Annotated in this window: 12 protein-coding genes, 3 tRNA genes and 1 pseudogene; 12 read left to right on the top strand and 4 right to left on the bottom strand. The window is 36.8% G+C overall.

The window, feature by feature from the left end; translation table 11 throughout:
* The first annotated feature begins 190 nt into the window (after positions 1-190).
* From PVV66_RS05170 to mazG, 7 genes are all read left to right on the top strand, one after another.
* Entirely contained in the window at positions 191-2,509 is a 2,319-nt protein-coding gene (locus PVV66_RS05170; protein ID WP_273718056.1) for an NADP-dependent malic enzyme, read from the top strand.
* A gap of 188 nt (positions 2,510-2,697) precedes the next feature.
* Positions 2,698-2,982 (top strand): acyl carrier protein, encoded by a 285-nt coding sequence (locus tag PVV66_RS05165; protein ID WP_005773457.1) that lies wholly within the window; start codon positions 2,698-2,700, stop codon positions 2,980-2,982.
* 10 nt (positions 2,983-2,992) lie between these two features.
* Positions 2,993-4,168, top strand: coding sequence for a beta-ketoacyl-ACP synthase (locus PVV66_RS05160; RefSeq protein ID WP_273718050.1), 1,176 nt, complete (start codon positions 2,993-2,995; stop codon positions 4,166-4,168).
* 15 nt (positions 4,169-4,183) lie between these two features.
* Positions 4,184-5,458 (top strand): beta-ketoacyl-ACP synthase, encoded by a 1,275-nt coding sequence (locus PVV66_RS05155; protein WP_273718048.1) that lies wholly within the window; start codon positions 4,184-4,186, stop codon positions 5,456-5,458.
* A gap of 68 nt (positions 5,459-5,526) precedes the next feature.
* Positions 5,527-6,555: a zinc-binding dehydrogenase gene (locus PVV66_RS05150; RefSeq protein ID WP_273718046.1), complete on the top strand. Its 1,029-nt coding sequence runs from the start codon at positions 5,527-5,529 to the stop codon at positions 6,553-6,555.
* A 6-nt stretch (positions 6,556-6,561) separates the two neighbouring features.
* Positions 6,562-7,491, top strand: a complete 930-nt coding sequence (locus PVV66_RS05145; RefSeq protein WP_273718044.1) for a lipid A biosynthesis lauroyl acyltransferase — start codon at positions 6,562-6,564, stop codon at positions 7,489-7,491.
* Positions 7,492-7,524: 33 nt separating this feature from the next.
* Positions 7,525-8,334 (top strand): nucleoside triphosphate pyrophosphohydrolase, encoded by an 810-nt coding sequence (gene mazG, locus PVV66_RS05140; protein WP_273718042.1) that lies wholly within the window; start codon positions 7,525-7,527, stop codon positions 8,332-8,334.
* Positions 8,335-8,406: 72 nt separating this feature from the next.
* Here the strand turns inward: mazG and PVV66_RS05135 are convergent, their stop codons facing one another.
* On the bottom strand, positions 8,407-8,781 hold the full coding sequence (locus PVV66_RS05135; protein ID WP_273718040.1) for an iron-sulfur cluster assembly accessory protein: 375 nt from the start codon (positions 8,779-8,781) through the stop codon (positions 8,407-8,409).
* Positions 8,782-9,391: 610 nt separating this feature from the next.
* Here PVV66_RS05135 and PVV66_RS05130 point away from each other — a divergent pair.
* A tRNA-Pro gene (locus PVV66_RS05130) sits at positions 9,392-9,468 on the top strand.
* 248 nt (positions 9,469-9,716) lie between these two features.
* Here PVV66_RS05130 and PVV66_RS05125 read toward each other — a convergent pair.
* Entirely contained in the window at positions 9,717-10,184 is a 468-nt protein-coding gene (locus PVV66_RS05125; protein WP_273718038.1) for an Hsp20 family protein, read from the bottom strand.
* A gap of 282 nt (positions 10,185-10,466) precedes the next feature.
* On the opposite strand from PVV66_RS05125, the pseudogene PVV66_RS05120 reads away from it, so the two are divergent.
* From PVV66_RS05120 to PVV66_RS05105, 4 genes and pseudogenes are all read left to right on the top strand, one after another.
* A pseudogene (locus PVV66_RS05120) lies at positions 10,467-11,383 on the top strand (serine aminopeptidase domain-containing protein).
* Between the two features lie 791 nt (positions 11,384-12,174).
* The gene (gene cpdR, locus PVV66_RS05115; protein WP_005773448.1) at positions 12,175-12,537 is read left to right on the top strand and encodes a cell cycle two-component system response regulator CpdR; all 363 of its coding nucleotides are present in this window, start codon (positions 12,175-12,177) and stop codon (positions 12,535-12,537) included.
* A 98-nt stretch (positions 12,538-12,635) separates the two neighbouring features.
* Positions 12,636-12,710 (top strand) — tRNA-Val (locus PVV66_RS05110).
* A gap of 2,035 nt (positions 12,711-14,745) precedes the next feature.
* Positions 14,746-14,883: a hypothetical protein gene (locus tag PVV66_RS05105; RefSeq protein ID WP_273718034.1), complete on the top strand. Its 138-nt coding sequence runs from the start codon at positions 14,746-14,748 to the stop codon at positions 14,881-14,883.
* Between the two features lie 105 nt (positions 14,884-14,988).
* Here the strand turns inward: PVV66_RS05105 and PVV66_RS05100 are convergent.
* Both PVV66_RS05100 and PVV66_RS05095 read right to left on the bottom strand, forming a co-directional pair.
* A tRNA-Arg gene (locus PVV66_RS05100) sits at positions 14,989-15,065 on the bottom strand.
* Between the two features lie 46 nt (positions 15,066-15,111).
* Positions 15,112-15,417, bottom strand: a complete 306-nt coding sequence (locus tag PVV66_RS05095; protein ID WP_273718033.1) for an ETC complex I subunit — start codon at positions 15,415-15,417, stop codon at positions 15,112-15,114.
* Between the last annotated feature and the right edge of the window lie 65 nt (positions 15,418-15,482).

Below are 15,482 nucleotides of genomic sequence, written 5' to 3'. Positions count from 1 at the left end.
ATGTGCTGCTATCAATGAAATTATTCATGCGCACAAACGAAAAGAAACATCAACCTGGTTTTACGATCCAGAAGAATTTGCTCATGCTCATGCATTTTGATATTCAGAGAAATGAGGATCTATTAGTGGACAAAACCTTATTGTAGATGGAACACTCATATAAACATACACTAACTTGGATATCATAAAAATGTCTAGAGAACGAAATAATAATTTCAGTTCACCAATAGCTGAACTTGACAATGCTGCACTTTTTTATCACCAACACCCCAAACCTGGAAAATTGGAAATACAAGCAACAAAACCTCTTGATAATCAACGTGATTTAGCTCTTGCTTATTCCCCAGGCGTTGCAGCACCATGTCTTGCAATTCATGAAGATCCCAATCTTGCTGCTCAATATACATCTCGTTCTAATTTAGTCGCTGTTATATCAAATGGAACGGCTGTTCTTGGTTTAGGAAACATTGGCCCACTCGCTTCAAAGCCAGTTATGGAAGGCAAAGCCGTTTTATTTAAAAAATTTGCGAATATTGATGTTTTTGATATTGAAATTGATGCATCCGATATAGAGCAAATGGTACAAACGGTATCCACCTTAGAACCTACATTTGGTGGTATTAATCTTGAGGATATTAAAGCTCCTGAATGTTTTGAAATCGAAGAAAAGCTGCGCGCTAAGATGAATATTCCAGTTTTTCATGATGACCAACATGGAACGGCCATTATTGTTTCTGCAGCTGTCTTAAATGCCTTAAATCTTTCAGGAAAAAAAATTGAAAATGCAAAAATAGTTACTTCAGGTGCAGGTGCTGCCGCCCTAGCTTGTCTTAATCTTTTGGTCCGTCTTGGAGCAAAAGTTGAAAATATTTGGCTTAGTGACTTAGAGGGCGTTGTTTATGAAGGTCGCAAGACCCTTATGGATCGTTGGAAAGTCACTTATGCACAAAAAACTGACGCACGAACTTTATCCGATATTATTGATGATGCGGATATTTTTCTAGGCCTATCGGCAGGTGGTGTTTTAAAGCCTGAATATCTTAAAAGAATGGCTCAAAATCCATTAATTTTAGCGCTGGCTAATCCAGTACCAGAAATTATGCCTGAAGAAGCACATTCTATACGACCCGATGCAATGATCTGCACAGGGCGCTCTGATTATCCCAATCAAGTTAATAATGTCCTTTGTTTTCCCTATATCTTCCGTGGTGCGTTAGACGTAGGTGCTACTGCAATTAATGAAGCAATGAAAATGGCTGCTGTTCATGCAATTGCTGCCCTTGCGCGTGAAGAAACTTCAGATGTTGTAGCACGTGCATACTCAAAAGAACCGCCTAATTTTGGGCCAGACTATCTGATCCCCTCTCCTTTTGATCCGCGTTTAATACTGCGTATTGCTCCCGCTGTTGCTAAAGCAGCAATGGCAACGGGTGTCGCACTTCGTCCCATTGAAGATATGGAAGCCTACCATGATATCCTCAATCGATTTGTCTTTCTTTCTGGTCTAACAATGAAACCTGTTTTTGCTGCAGCAAAAACCGCAAAACGTAAACGTGTTATCTATGCCAATGGTGAAGATGAACGCGTCCTTCGTGCAGCACAAGTTGTCATTGAAGAACAAACAGCAATACCTCTCCTTATCGGCCGTCCACACGTCGTAGAAGCAAGATTAAAACGCTTTGGTTTGAAAATTCGCCCTAATATAGATTTTGAATTAACAAACCCTGAAGATGATCCACGTTTTCGTGATTATGTTAATTTATTTTTTCATTATACAGGAAGACGTGGCGTTACGCCTGAAATGGCAAAAACAATCGTTAGAACATCAACAACCGCTATTGCTGCCCTTGCTGTCATGCGTGAAGAAGCAGATGCGATGATTTGCGGCTTAGAAGGACGTTTTGAACGTCAACTTGAATTGATTGAGCAAATTATTGGACTTGATCCTCATGTTCATCGTTTTTCTGCTATGAGTTTGCTTATCTCTCAACAGCGTACTCTTTTTCTCACAGATACTTACGTCAACGAAAATCCCTCTGCCGAAGAAATCGCTGAAATGACTGTATTGGCAGCTCAAGAAGTTGAAGCATTTGGAATAACACCCAAAGCAGCCTTATTATCACACTCAAATTTTGGTTCTAAAAACACAGAAAGTGCGCGTAAAATGCGCCGTGCAACAGAAATTCTTGCCAAAGAATACCCTCATTTAGAAGCAGATGGTGAAATGCACGGTGATGCTGCCCTTTCGAAAGTTTTTCGTGATCGTGTTTTTCCCGATTCTCGTCTCAAAAGTGAAGCAAATTTGCTTATCTTTCCAACTCTTGATTCAGCCAACATCACGCTCAACACTGTTAAAAGTCTCACAAATGCACTTCATGTTGGTCCTATCTTAATTGGGGCAGCACGTCCCGCCCATATACTAACGCCTTCAGTAACTTCACGAGGCGTTGTTAATATAACAGCCCTTGCCGTTCTTGCAGCAAATAGAAAAAATGGAATCGTAAAATAAATGTGCAATAAAACTTCAAAGTTTTTTAAATATTGAGGTATAGTATTTCACGTACTGTAAAGCTCTTTTCTCTATAGAAAAGACAATTATATTCTGGATTAAGGCTTTTTTTTAAAGAGAAAAAAGGCTAGAAGGGTAATATTAAATGTATTTTGAATTTACTAACGCTATAATAAGGAATCCGTACATTGCCTTCCACGTTTGATAAAGTTGCTGATATTATTGCAGAAATCAGTGAAATTGATCGCAATACCATCACACCTGAAAGTCATACAATTGATGATTTAGGAATCGACAGTCTTGATTTTCTTGATATTGTTTTCGCTATTGATAAAGCTTTCGGAATAAAAGTTCCTCTGGAACAATGGACGCAAGAAGTCAATGAAGGTACAGTTGCTACAGAAGAATACTTTGTTCTTAAAAACCTTTGTGCAAAAATTGATGATCTCGTTGCCTTAAAACAGGCGGAGTAATTTTTTCACTATGCATGAGCAATCTGTATTCATCACCGGTATAGGCCTCATAAGCTCTCTGGGGGAAGGAACTGATCAACATTGGAATCTCTTAAATGATCCAATCTGTACACCAAACCTAGATTGTACAACTTTTTCGCCCTACACAGTTCATAAATTGCCTGAAGTTGATTGGAGTTTACAAATTCCCAAAAAAAGTGATCAACGGCAAATGGGCACATGGCAACGTCTTGGTACCTATGCAGCTGGTCTTGCTCTTGATGATGCTGGCATGAAAAATAATGAACAATTCACGTCAACAATGGACATGATCGTAGCAGCAAGTGGAGGAGAACGTGATATTATTGTTGATACACAGATTCTTTCTAAAGCGCGAGCAATCACCGATCATGCTTCTATGTTAAATGTTGCGCTTTCAACTGAACTTCGTCCAACATTATTTTTGGCTCAACTTTCAAATCTTCTGGCGGGAAACATTTCAATCGTTCATAAAGTCACTGGGTCATCCCGCACATTTATGGGAGAAGAAGGCAGTGGACTTTCTGCACTTCAAATTGCTGTAGCCCGCATTAAATCAGGACAAAGTACCCATGCTCTTGTCGGAAGTTCCTATAATGCACAAAGTTATGATATGTTGTTGGCCCATGAGCTTGGAGGACTTTTAACCCATAATGGATGGAGTTCAGTGTGGGATCGTGCAATTCACCCTGGTGGTGGTATTATCACCGGTTCTGGTGGTGTATTTTTGGTTCTTGAAAGTGGAGAACATGCAAAGAAACGTAACGCACGTGCTTATGCTGAAATTAGCCAAATTATTACAGATCAAACAGATAGAACCAAAACGCCGCTTAAGAAATCAATTGCAACAATGTTAAAAACGGCGGGTGCTAAAGCTTCCTTAGCCATTTCAGCAGCCTCTGGTGCTCACAAGGCAACAAAAGCAGAACAAGATGCTCTTGATGATGCTGATTTATCTTACCGCGGTATTACAACATTATTCGGTTATATGCGAGAAGCACAATTTCCTTTAGCACTTGCTCTTGCAGCACTTTCAATTGAAAAAAAACATTGTTTTCCAGCGTTAAGTCCTCATGAAAAACCTTTTTTAAAAGAAGTACATGAAATATTTGTCACAACGATTGGTATAAAAAGGGCTGAAGGTATCGTACGTCTTACGGCTGTTTGAAGGGGAATTTCTATCGTGAAATATCATGATCATTTTGGACGTCCACTTGTAGCGATAACTGGAGCAGGCGTTGTCACATCACTAGGACAAGGAAAACATGAAAATTGGCAAAAATTAACAAGCGGCGTAAGTGGTATCCACAAAATAACACGTTTTCCCGTTGAGGGATTAAATACATATATTGCTGGAACAATTGATTTTCTTGAAGAAAGTAGGCTTGGTGCTTCGGCTCTTTCTCAAAAGCTTGCACATCTTTCTGCTGAAGAAGCTTTAGAACAAGCTGCTCTTGATAAAACAAATTTTAATGGACCTCTCTTTCTAGCTGCGCCTCCTGTTGAACTTGAATGGCAAGCACGTTTTAGTCTTGATCAAGAGGAAGACTTCAATAATGAGCCTTCTTATGCACATCTTCTTAAAATCTGTCAGCATAAACCCCATGAGACACTTTTTGAAACCACACAATTTGGTGCAATTGCAGAAAAACTGCAAAAAACGTTTGGCACAAAAGGGCTTCCCGTTACACTTTCCACGGCTTGTGCATCTGGTGCAACAGCAATTCAATTAGGTGTTGAATCTATTCGACGAGGAGAAACAAATCGCGCTCTCACCATTGCGACAGATGGATCAGTTTCAGCAGAATCTCTCATTCGTTTTTCATTACTATCTGCTCTTTCCACTCAGAATGAACCCGCAGAAAAAGCAGCAAAACCTTTCAGCCGAGACAGAGATGGATTTGTTATGGCAGAAGGCTCCGGAGCTTTTGTTCTTGAATCTCTTCAAAGCGCATTAAACCGTAATGCTACAATTTTAGGAATTTTAGCAGGTTGTGGAGAAACAGCTGATGATTTTCACCGTACACGTTCAAAACCCGACGCATCACCAGCCATTGGATCCGTTCGCAAAGCCTTAAATGATGCACAAATCACCATCCATGAAATTGACTATATTAATGCCCACGGAACCTCCACACCTGAAAATGAGAAAATGGAATATCTTGCGTTATCGACAGTCTTTGGTGACATTCTAAAGCATATTCCAGTTTCTTCTAATAAATCAATGATTGGGCATACCTTAACTGCTGCTGGTGCCATAGAAGCCGTTTTTTCGCTTTTGACCATTCAATCGGGGATACTTCCACCTACAATAAATTACGATAATCCTGACCCTTCTATCCCTTTAGACGTTGTTCCTCATCATAGCCGTAAAGCCAATGTCAATGCGGTTTTGTCAAACTCATTTGGATTTGGTGGTCAAAATACGAGTCTTGTTATCACAGCCTATAAAGGATAATTTTTTCCATACTGACCAAAGTTAATCGTACTAAAGCAATAGCAATTATCAATTGAAGGGGAATAATAATGCGTGCGCTACAATTGCTAAATGAACGCCAGCTTGAAATTACCAATATTGCACCACCACCATCTCCACTTCCCGATGAAGTAACAGTGCGGATAAAAGCTGTTGCTCTTAATCATATTGATGTATGGGGCTGGCGTGGCATGGCCTTTGCGAAAAGAAAAATGCCCCTCATTATTGGTGCCGAAGCTTCCGGTGAGGTTATAAAAGTAGGAGATAGCGTTGAAAATCTCCAACTTGGACAGATTGTCTCACTTTATGGTGCACAAACCTGCGGAGTATGCCAAGCTTGTCATGAAGGACAAGATAATCTTTGTACGGCTGTAAAGGGAGTCTACGGTTTTCATCTTGATGGTTTTGCTTGTGAGTTTGTCAATTTGCCAGCACGTTTATTGGTTCCAGCCCCTCCCCAATGTGATGAATTCCAAGCCGCTGTTGCTCCCATTACTTTTGGTACCGTAGAACATATGCTTTTCGATAACGCAAAACTACAAGCAGGAGAAATAATCCTGATACAAGCAGGTGGTTCCGGTATTGGCTCTGCCGCCATTCAACTTGCAAAACATATGGGCTGTACTGTTATCACGACGGTAGGTTCAGATGAAAAAATTGCAAAAGCACACTCTCTTGGAGCAGATCATGTGATTAATTATCGTAAAGATCGTTTTGAAGGTGTGGTACGTAAATTAACTCAAAAAAAAGGTGTTGACGTTGTTTTTGAGCATGTTGGTGCCGATACATGGAATGGTTCTCTGTTGTGTATGAAAAAAGGAGCACGCTTAGTGACTTGCGGTTCTACCTCTGGTGTTTCAGCCTCTATAAATCTCATGCAATTATTCCAGCAACAACTTAAAATATTTGGTTCATTTGGCTGCCGTATGGAAAATATGAAAAATGCCATGCAAAAAATGGCACAAAAAGCTGTACACCCTGTCATTGATACGATTGTTGGACTTGATGAAATGGATACAGCTTTAAACCGAATGGAGAGCCGTGATGTTTTTGGTAAAATTATTCTTAAAATCAATTAAATCATAATGAAGCTTTCTCTTAAAAATCTCATCTATCGTATTAAAATTATAGCTAAAAAAATATCCTACTTGTTGTGGGCATATCTGCTCTTTAGTTCTTTATTTATTTTAAAATGCTTTCCAGCCCAAATGGGAATTTCTTTTTTTTCTTGGTTGGCAAAAAAAATTGGTCCCCTGATCCATCGTCATCAAATAACACTTGCAAATCTTAGGAGCGCATATCCAGAAAAAACAGAGCAAGAACGCTATGCGATTGCAATAGAAATGTGGGAAAATATAGGGCGCTTCCTAGCCGAATATATTTTTCTTGATAAAATTTTTGATTTTGATCCTCATGCGGACGAGCCAGGTTTTATTGAAGTTAAAGGCATTGAAATCTTTGAGCGATTAAAAAATGAAAAAAAGCCACATATTTTTTTCACAGCGCATACTGGAAATTTTGAACTTCTGCCTATTTGCGCACAAAGTTTTGATCTGAATGTTACGGTATTATTTAGACCCCCCAATAACCCTTATGTTGCCAAACGAGTCCTTAAAGCACGACAAACTTCTATGGGACATCTTGTTCCCTCCAAAGCTGGTGCAGCATGGGCATTAGCAGGCAAATTAGCAGAAGGTGAAAATGTTGGTATGCTGGTTGATCAAAAATTTCGCCGCGGTATCATGGGAACATTTTTTAACAGACCCCTTAAAACAAATCCCTTAATTATAAAGCTTGCGCGACAATATAACTGTGATATTTATCCAGCACGTTGTATTCGTCTCCCTGGAGGACGCCATCGTTTAGAATTATATGAACATGTAGAACTTCCACGTGATGAAAAAAACGATATCGATATAGCTGCTTCTGTGCAAAAATTAAATGATATTGTTGAAACTTGGGTCCGTGAATATCCTGGACAATGGATGTGGTTACATAGACGTTGGGATATCTAAACATAAGCTCTATTGCTTACGGAGGAAGTATAAATGTTAGCCTCAAAAGATATCAAAGATCTCACCGCAATTATCACGGCATTACGAAATCCTGATAGTGGTTGTCTCTGGCATAAAAAACAAACTTTTGAATCTCTCATACCCTATATACTTGAAGAAGCTTACGAAGTCATCGATGCCATTGAACGAAAAAAAACAAAAGATCTCTGTGAAGAACTTGGTGATCTCCTTTTACAGGTTGTTTATCTTGCTACCATTGCACAAGAAGAAGGCAGCTTTACTTTTGAAGATGTTGTTTATGCAATCACTGCAAAAATGATTCGCCGCCATCCTCACGTTTTTGGAAATGCTGAGCAAAAAAAACGAGGGTTTATAAAAGAAGAGTGGGAATATATAAAAAAAGAAGAACAGGCTGAACAAAAGAAATTGTGCAAAGAAAACAACAACAATTCAAGCATTCTTGCAAAAGTAAAACCAATCCAGCCAGCAAACCAAGAGGCCCTTGCTCTACAAGAAGCTGCAGCTACAGTGGGTTTTGATTGGCAAGAAAGTGATAAAGTTCTTGCAAAAATAGAAGAAGAACTTGAAGAGCTCAAAGAAGCCATCAAAAATAAAAAAAATTCAGAAATAGAAGCAGAGTTTGGAGATCTCTACTTTATTCTTCTTAATCTCGCACGCCACTTAGCGATTGATTCACAAAAAGCATTAAAAAGAACAAATATAAAATTCCGAAATCGTTTTGCCTATATTGAAGAAAAGCTATCCACTCAATCTAAAACACTCACTGAGGCATCCTTAAATGAAATGGAAGCACTTTGGAAACAAGCTAAAAATGAACGATAAAAAATATCCTTCTACCCCAAAAATAAGCCTCCTAGAATTACTCGATGATAATTTTTTTAAGCTTGGATAATTTCACGAAGCTTGATTCGTTTTATATTGATCTTGGGAAACAGGACGAAGTTCTACCGATTCGCCACACCCACATGCTGAAACTTGATTAGGATTTTTAAAAACAAAACCAGAACGAAGCGTTGTTACTTCATAATCCATCTGTGTTCCTAATAAAAATAACACCGCATCATGCGCTATAAAAACACGAGCACCATTCACTTCAACAACATCCGCGTCTATTCCCTCTTCTTTGACGAGAGTAATTGTATATTCCATTCCTGCACAACCGCCTTTTTTGATCCCAACAAGAATACCTCGTGCATCTTTCGAATCCATAATCGCTTTAACACGATTCACAGCGGCTTGTGTTAGACTTATTACCGAAAAACGACTCATCGTTTACTCATTTCTTGTTTCAATAGACACTTTAAACGTCCTTTCTCTACCATATTCTATCTGATATTTTAGAAGAAAAACAACAAGACATAAATTAAAACATCCTAACCTTTTTATTGAGATAAAAATACATCCTCATAAAATGAGGTTTTTGATTGTACAATCTAGAATTTACAATTTTTTGTTCACATAAAACGCAAAATACCTCTGCTATAAAAACTCTAAACGAAAGAAAACGTTTCAATGCCATACATTCAAATCTAACCTTTTGAAAATATTTATTTTTTAATGACCTATGAGATAAAGAAAATATACTTCCCGCACTTATTGTGCTCTCCTTCCCCCATACCCCTAAAATCACAAATCTTCCCCCTTCACAATTTGTAAAAGGAGTTAAATGATAAGATCTATTGATTATAGAGCTCAAAATTTAACGATAACAAAGAATTGTACAGATTCGTAACTTATCTTGAACGAACAACAATATATTGATTGGGTAAAAAATTTTTCACTTTCAAAAGCTGTAAGTGTAAGAGCATTTTAGATTTTGTTCTGTTTATTTTTTCTCTTGCCTTTAAAGAAACAGTCATTTAATCGTTTCACACGGACTCGGAGCGTAGCGCAGCTTGGTAGCGCACTTGACTGGGGGTCAAGGGGTCGTGGGTTCAAATCCCGCCGCTCCGACCATTTTTAAAACGTTATAAAATAAGCTTATTTAGAGTTCTTTTTATTTCAATTGCACATACATGTTTTTTTCTTCAACGTAGAATAATGTGCAATAGATATTTTATCGTTAATTTGAAAAAAAACCGTCTTTATGAGTATCATCTTCAGTCTCATAAGAGCTCATAGAAAACGCGAGACCTTTGCCTCGCGTTACTTTATTCTTTAAAAAAATTTATAATTATTTGCTTCTTATATTTTCTAAATTTTCTTTATGCTATAATGTCGCTGTTACCTTTTTTTGTAATGGATGGTGACGTCTGCACGGTTATCTTCTTTGGTTTTAATTCAGCTGGCATTTCCCTTCTAAGCTGAATATGGAGAAGCCCATCTCCAAGCTCTGCCCCAATAACCTTCACATGATCAGCCAAGTGAAAACGCCGCTCAAAAGCGCGCGAAGCAATACCTCGATAAAGAAACTCTCGTTCTTCATCATCCTTTTCAGGCTTTCTATCTCCCTTAACGACCAACTGGTTACAATGCGTTTCAATATCAATTTCATCTTGAGAAAAACCAGCAACAGCCATAGAAATTCTATAAGAATCTTCGGTTAAACGCTCGATATTGTATGGGGGATAAGAAGAAACCTCTTCTGGTTGTGTCCTAGAATCAAACCAGTTAAAAAGATGATCAAAACCTACTGTGGAACGATAAAATGGTGAAAAATCTACTTGACGCATAATACTGCCCTCCTTTAGAGCGACTACAATTTATGATTGATTCACAAAGCTCCCAAATGGCAAACTTACTTGTGAACCCGCGGCCCCATCATGGCAACCACATTGTATTATCTGGTAATCGTTTTCCCTTATTTCAACTCTTTTGTGCCTGAATTGACAAAAACTATCTAAAAAACAATATACCCCTTTCTTAATCCTTCTTCTTCATTACATAAATATCAAAGCCTTCTTATTATCTCATGGTGCGCTAAGTTGCAAAAATACACTTGTAAAGGATATCAATTGGAAACACCTCTTTATCCCATAGACTGGGGTTCCACTCCTCCTAATATCCATCATGGTACCCTGAAAATAACAATAGATCACGAAATTCGTTTTGCGATAACATATCCTGAAGCGGAAAAATCTAAGGGAACAATAGTTATTCTTGAAAGCGATGCAAATGATTTAGAAACATATTTTTTACCCATAAATGAAATTTCTAAACGCGGTTTTCATACAGCAATATTTGACTGGTTTGATCAAAAAAAAATATTCCTCAAGACAAGAAAAAATGCCGACATCATTACTTTGATATAAATAATGATATTAATGATTTAGATGAATTTCTTAAAAATGTTGTTTATCCTAATTGTCCACCACCTTACTCTATGCTCGCCTATGGTATGGGTGGATTGATAGCACTTAGCGGATTAGATCTCATTAATCATCAATTTAATAGATTGCTCTGTGTTTCTCCCCTTTTTGCTCCATTCGGCAATAAAACGAATGGTTTTCAACGTAAATTAACACAATTTCTTTCTGATATAGGTCTTGGCTTTATACCAGCGAAAGATGGGAAAAAATTAAAAAAAATAAAACAAAAAAATATACAATTGGGGCATATGCATCAAGTGCCACTCTCTGGCATTAAGGCCCCAACATCTCGATGGATGGCATCGGTATTTAATGTGATTGATTCTGTGAAGAAAAATATACGCCACGGACATTTACAAATCCCAACACTCTTTATTCTCGCCAATCAAAATAATCTTGCCAACAACATTGAGGTCCGGCAATTATGTCAACACACACGTCTGGCAGAAACTATTACCATTACAGGCGCTGAACTTGATACAATCATGTATAACGAAGATTATAAAAAACAATTTTGGGCTGCATTTGATGCATTTATCCCCGATAATGTATCTATAAAATAATACGAAACCTTAACGTCTATTTCGTTCCACCAAAAACAAAGATTTCTATGAGCAACGCCGTTCTATAAATACTCCTTATATAATGGATTCCATCTTCTAACCACTCATATGATTCGTTTTATAGACTCTACAGGTAAGCCATAAAATAAATATTCATCATATCTCCTAACAAAAATAATGAATATAAAATGAGATAATTTAATAAAATAAATATAAAAAACTATCTTAATACATCATATATGAATCTTTATAAATAAGACATCAAAATACTATTTTTGATATATTATTAAGGGATGATTTTATAGTATATCTAAAAAATAGTAGCTTTCATCCGTTTATAGAAAAAATCTGAAAATAAACACCATTTATAATATTCATTTGCAAATCGCTATAAAAACAAATAACTATAGAAATTCTATTTTCTAGGATAACCTTTTAAAAACAACAAATTAACATAATATTCTGCTAATTTCTCGATATAAGCAATCCCCACAATAATGGTTTTTATAATTTTTTTAATGGAATTCTGATAAGAATCAGAAAATTTAAAAGAAAAAATAGCAATGAATCACTTTAAAAGTTTTAGATCACCCTCTCTTTTTCAAAATCACATATGTTTCGAATTTAACCAACTCACAACGAATATGTTGTATTTTGAATAAGAATATAAGAATTAACCATTTTGCCATTCATTTCAATTATGAGTATTTTACCATCTTTTTTATAAATACTCTGTATTGTATAATTGATGCGGCAAAAATTCTGACAAACGGAGCCATTGGAACACAATCATGAAACGAATCCTGCTCGCAGAAGATGATAACGATATGCGTCGCTTTCTTGTAAAAGCCTTAGAACGTGCAGGCTACGAAGTCGCCGATTTCGATAATGGTATTAGCGCATATGAACGTTTACAAGAAGAACCATTTTCTCTTCTCTTAACTGACATTGTGATGCCGGAGATGGATGGAATCGAACTTGCACGACGCGCTACTGAGATTGACCCCGATTTACGCGTAATGTTCATTACAGGTTTTGCAGCGGTTGCACTCAATTCAAATAGTGATGCTCCTCCTGATGCAAAGGTTCTCTCTAAACCATTTCACTTACGTGAACTCGTCAATGAAGTTGAAAAGATCCTTATTGCTGCTTAAAGAGATGTTTTTCTAAGTTATTTGCATCTGTTGTAAGAGAAAATGAAATTAAGCATTGACGTTTGTCATTCTATGTGGTGTATGCAACATCGGTGAACGGGCGTGTAGCTCAGCGGGAGAGCACTACGTTGACATCGTAGGGGTCACAGGTTCAATCCCTGTCACGCCCACCATTTGCACTTTATACCATAAATAATTGTAGTAATTTGTCGTATTCTTTTCAGAGTACGAGAGGCGTAAATAAAGGTTAGGGAATAGGATTTTGCAAATTCTCCAAAGGGCATGTTCTACAGGGTATTTCTAATATTTTTTGGATTCTGATAAGACCTCTCGGAATAAGCCATCTAGAAAGCATCATAAATGCAACAACAGTTTCAGTTACGACAGATTAGAAGGTTTTATTGTAAAATTCTTTCGACAAAGATAGGATTCCTTTCTAAAAAAATTTGTTTATCTTCTGATTTATCGCCTATTTTTTTGATTCTTTCTTCTCTATTGAGGCACCGCTGTTGTCAAAATAAGTAGAGATATAACAACAATCTCTTTGGTACGTAAAACACTTGGTTTTTAGAGCGGTATTTTAAGTTTACCAATAAGAAGTTGTCTAAAATATTCAAAAGAGTAAAAAACACGACAAAAGCAAGTTTTATTCTTTCAATACATTGATTTATAAATATATTTTATTATTTGAGATGTTGAATGAGAAATCCGAATATTGTAAAGTCCTCTCATTTCAAACCTCTCCCATGTTGAATCGATCAAAACCATCTCTCTTGCATGTCATAAGAAGGATTGGCATGGAGATAAAAATTGTACAAAAAAGCACTAAAATGCCTATAACGATCTGAAAGCTGTGATCTATCGCAACATTGGTGACTAGCAAATAGGTAAAGTCCATAATGTGCCGGCTTCTTCCTTCAAAAGCGGAAAGATGGTAGTACTCAATGTTAGTCATTATACCATTCACGAGCGCCGGCGTAAAATGGGCTTTTGAGGGTTTTAAGAGCTGTCTCTTTAAAACAAGCGCATAATATACAATCCAACGGTACTCTGTTCTTTGCACTATATTCTTACTGAAACAATGATCACCTTAAATTGTATGCATTTAGAACATCAGATCTTATCGCATAACATTTTAGTGTAATCAAATACTAAAATAGCTCTCGCGCGACGTACAAACTATAAAGAAATAAGAAAAACATTTGAAAATATAAATGCGAAATCTAAAAACTTAACTATGAGATACAATTCATCTTCACTTATAATTCAAACGGGATATGTACAAGATAACCTATAAATATGCAACATAAACTCTTAAACCCATAAAATTCAGAAAACCATAAACATTGCTGAAATCTATGGCACTACCCTGAGAAACCGTGACAACCACATTAAATTAGATTGGCAATAAATGTATAATAGCATTGAAAAAACAATATCTTATCTGAGCAGCAGACACACAGCATCTTTTTATACAAAAAACTCTAAAGTCATAAAGCTTTATAAGGAACAGCTTTCAATACAAGAAGATACCCTTCATTACTTTAGGGGATGTTGTTTCTAAACTCTCATCATAAACAGATACCTTTTTTATTCTTCAATGTTCCACAAAACACTTCTAAACGGAATCTATCATGCCTTGAAAACCAATCTTACCAAAGAGTATACCGAAAAACGTAATAATATTATTCATAAAAAATTTAAGGTAGACATTTTTTGCAATTTTACCGGCATTAACTACAATGCTTAAACCTCATCTAAGAAATAGCATTGTAGCTTCTCATCGGGTTTTGCACAATTTGACAGCAGTTTTTGCATCAATTTATTTTTTTCAAAGGGTCTTCAAAGGCGGTTTTATGGGCTTTCACAGACTTTTTAAAAATCTTCAAAGGATTTTCAAAGACCTTTCAAAGCCTTTTCTCATTTTTACGCTCAAATTCCAATTTTCGCTATTTTTTGCGTTTTTTTTCCAATTTTAGGTGTCAAAATCTATTTTGACAAAACGCGCATTTAATGCTAAATTTTATACATAAAAACAACAAATTATCACGTATTCCTAACTAATCTCATCTCTTCCCACTACTGAAAAACTTACTGTCAAACTATAAGCACATTCATTTTTAGCAAAATGGAAAGAAGCTCACAAAAAAAGTTTTGGCAATCTGTTTTCTAAAGCATGGAATGCAACTGCATTAAAAGAATAAGCCAATGGATGAAAAAATTATCAACAATACGCAGCAAGCAAATGCGGGAGCTACCGTATCACAACTTAAAGAACTTTTTGGCTGGACAGAAAACAGTATGGCATTATTTTATACCCAAACAGCCAACAAAAAACTGCAATAGCATCAATTAAAAAAATATCAAAAAAGCTCAGAGTATACAGAAGAATAAACTAATACAATCAAAAGGAAACTCGCGAATTTTTTTATCTATTAATTTTCTTAAACATGGCGATCCCGACAGGATTCGAACCTGTGACCCACGGCTTAGAAGGCCGTTGCTCTATCCAGCTGAGCTACGGGACCCCACAACCAACTGATTATTTTCTCAATTCAAAATAGCATCTTTAACTTAATGTGTCCAAGATTGCTGCCGATCACTGCGAAAATTATCAGAATAAGAAACAGCACGCCGAATCGGTGAATGTGTCTTTTCTACACGATAAGGAATAGCATTCTTGCGTGCAAAAGCAATTGCTTCTTCCCTCCTATTAAAACGGATTCTTACTTGACTATTCATATCAGATGTTGCCGTGTACCCCATAAGAGGCTCTAGCATTTTTGCTTTCATCGGCTCATATTGTAGAATCCAAAAGCCTGTATTCCCCTTACCCGACTGCATAGCTGTTTTAGCAGGACTATAAATACGTGCGATCATGCCTTTTCCCTTCAGATTACACAACGCTTGAATGATTGTTTTTTACCACACGTACCCAACTGGGT

The sequence above is a fragment of the Bartonella sp. AU16XJBT genome (genome assembly GCF_028618665.1).
Classification (GTDB): Bacteria; Pseudomonadota; Alphaproteobacteria; order Rhizobiales; family Rhizobiaceae; genus Bartonella.
The sequence above is the reverse complement of the archived record's forward strand: the minus strand, read 5'-3'. Positions and strand labels throughout refer to the sequence as shown.

What these genes read in the sequence shown, in the direction of transcription:
- PVV66_RS05170 (WP_273718056.1), top strand. Translation starts at nt 191, where the DNA reads ATGTCTAGAGAACGAAATAATAATTTCAGTTCACCAATAGCTGAACTT.
- PVV66_RS05160 (WP_273718050.1), top strand. Translation starts at nt 2,993, where the DNA reads ATGCATGAGCAATCTGTATTCATCACCGGTATAGGCCTCATAAGCTCT.
- PVV66_RS05150 (WP_273718046.1), top strand. Translation starts at nt 5,527, where the DNA reads ATGCGTGCGCTACAATTGCTAAATGAACGCCAGCTTGAAATTACCAAT.
- PVV66_RS05145 (WP_273718044.1), top strand. Translation starts at nt 6,562, where the DNA reads ATGAAGCTTTCTCTTAAAAATCTCATCTATCGTATTAAAATTATAGCT.
- mazG (WP_273718042.1), top strand. Translation starts at nt 7,525, where the DNA reads ATGTTAGCCTCAAAAGATATCAAAGATCTCACCGCAATTATCACGGCA.
- PVV66_RS05135 (WP_273718040.1), bottom strand. Translation starts at nt 8,781, where the DNA reads ATGAGTCGTTTTTCGGTAATAAGTCTAACACAAGCCGCTGTGAATCGT.
- PVV66_RS05125 (WP_273718038.1), bottom strand. Translation starts at nt 10,184, where the DNA reads ATGCGTCAAGTAGATTTTTCACCATTTTATCGTTCCACAGTAGGTTTT.
- cpdR (WP_005773448.1), top strand. Translation starts at nt 12,175, where the DNA reads ATGAAACGAATCCTGCTCGCAGAAGATGATAACGATATGCGTCGCTTT.
- PVV66_RS05105 (WP_273718034.1), top strand. Translation starts at nt 14,746, where the DNA reads ATGGATGAAAAAATTATCAACAATACGCAGCAAGCAAATGCGGGAGCT.
- PVV66_RS05095 (WP_273718033.1), bottom strand. Translation starts at nt 15,417, where the DNA reads ATGATCGCACGTATTTATAGTCCTGCTAAAACAGCTATGCAGTCGGGT.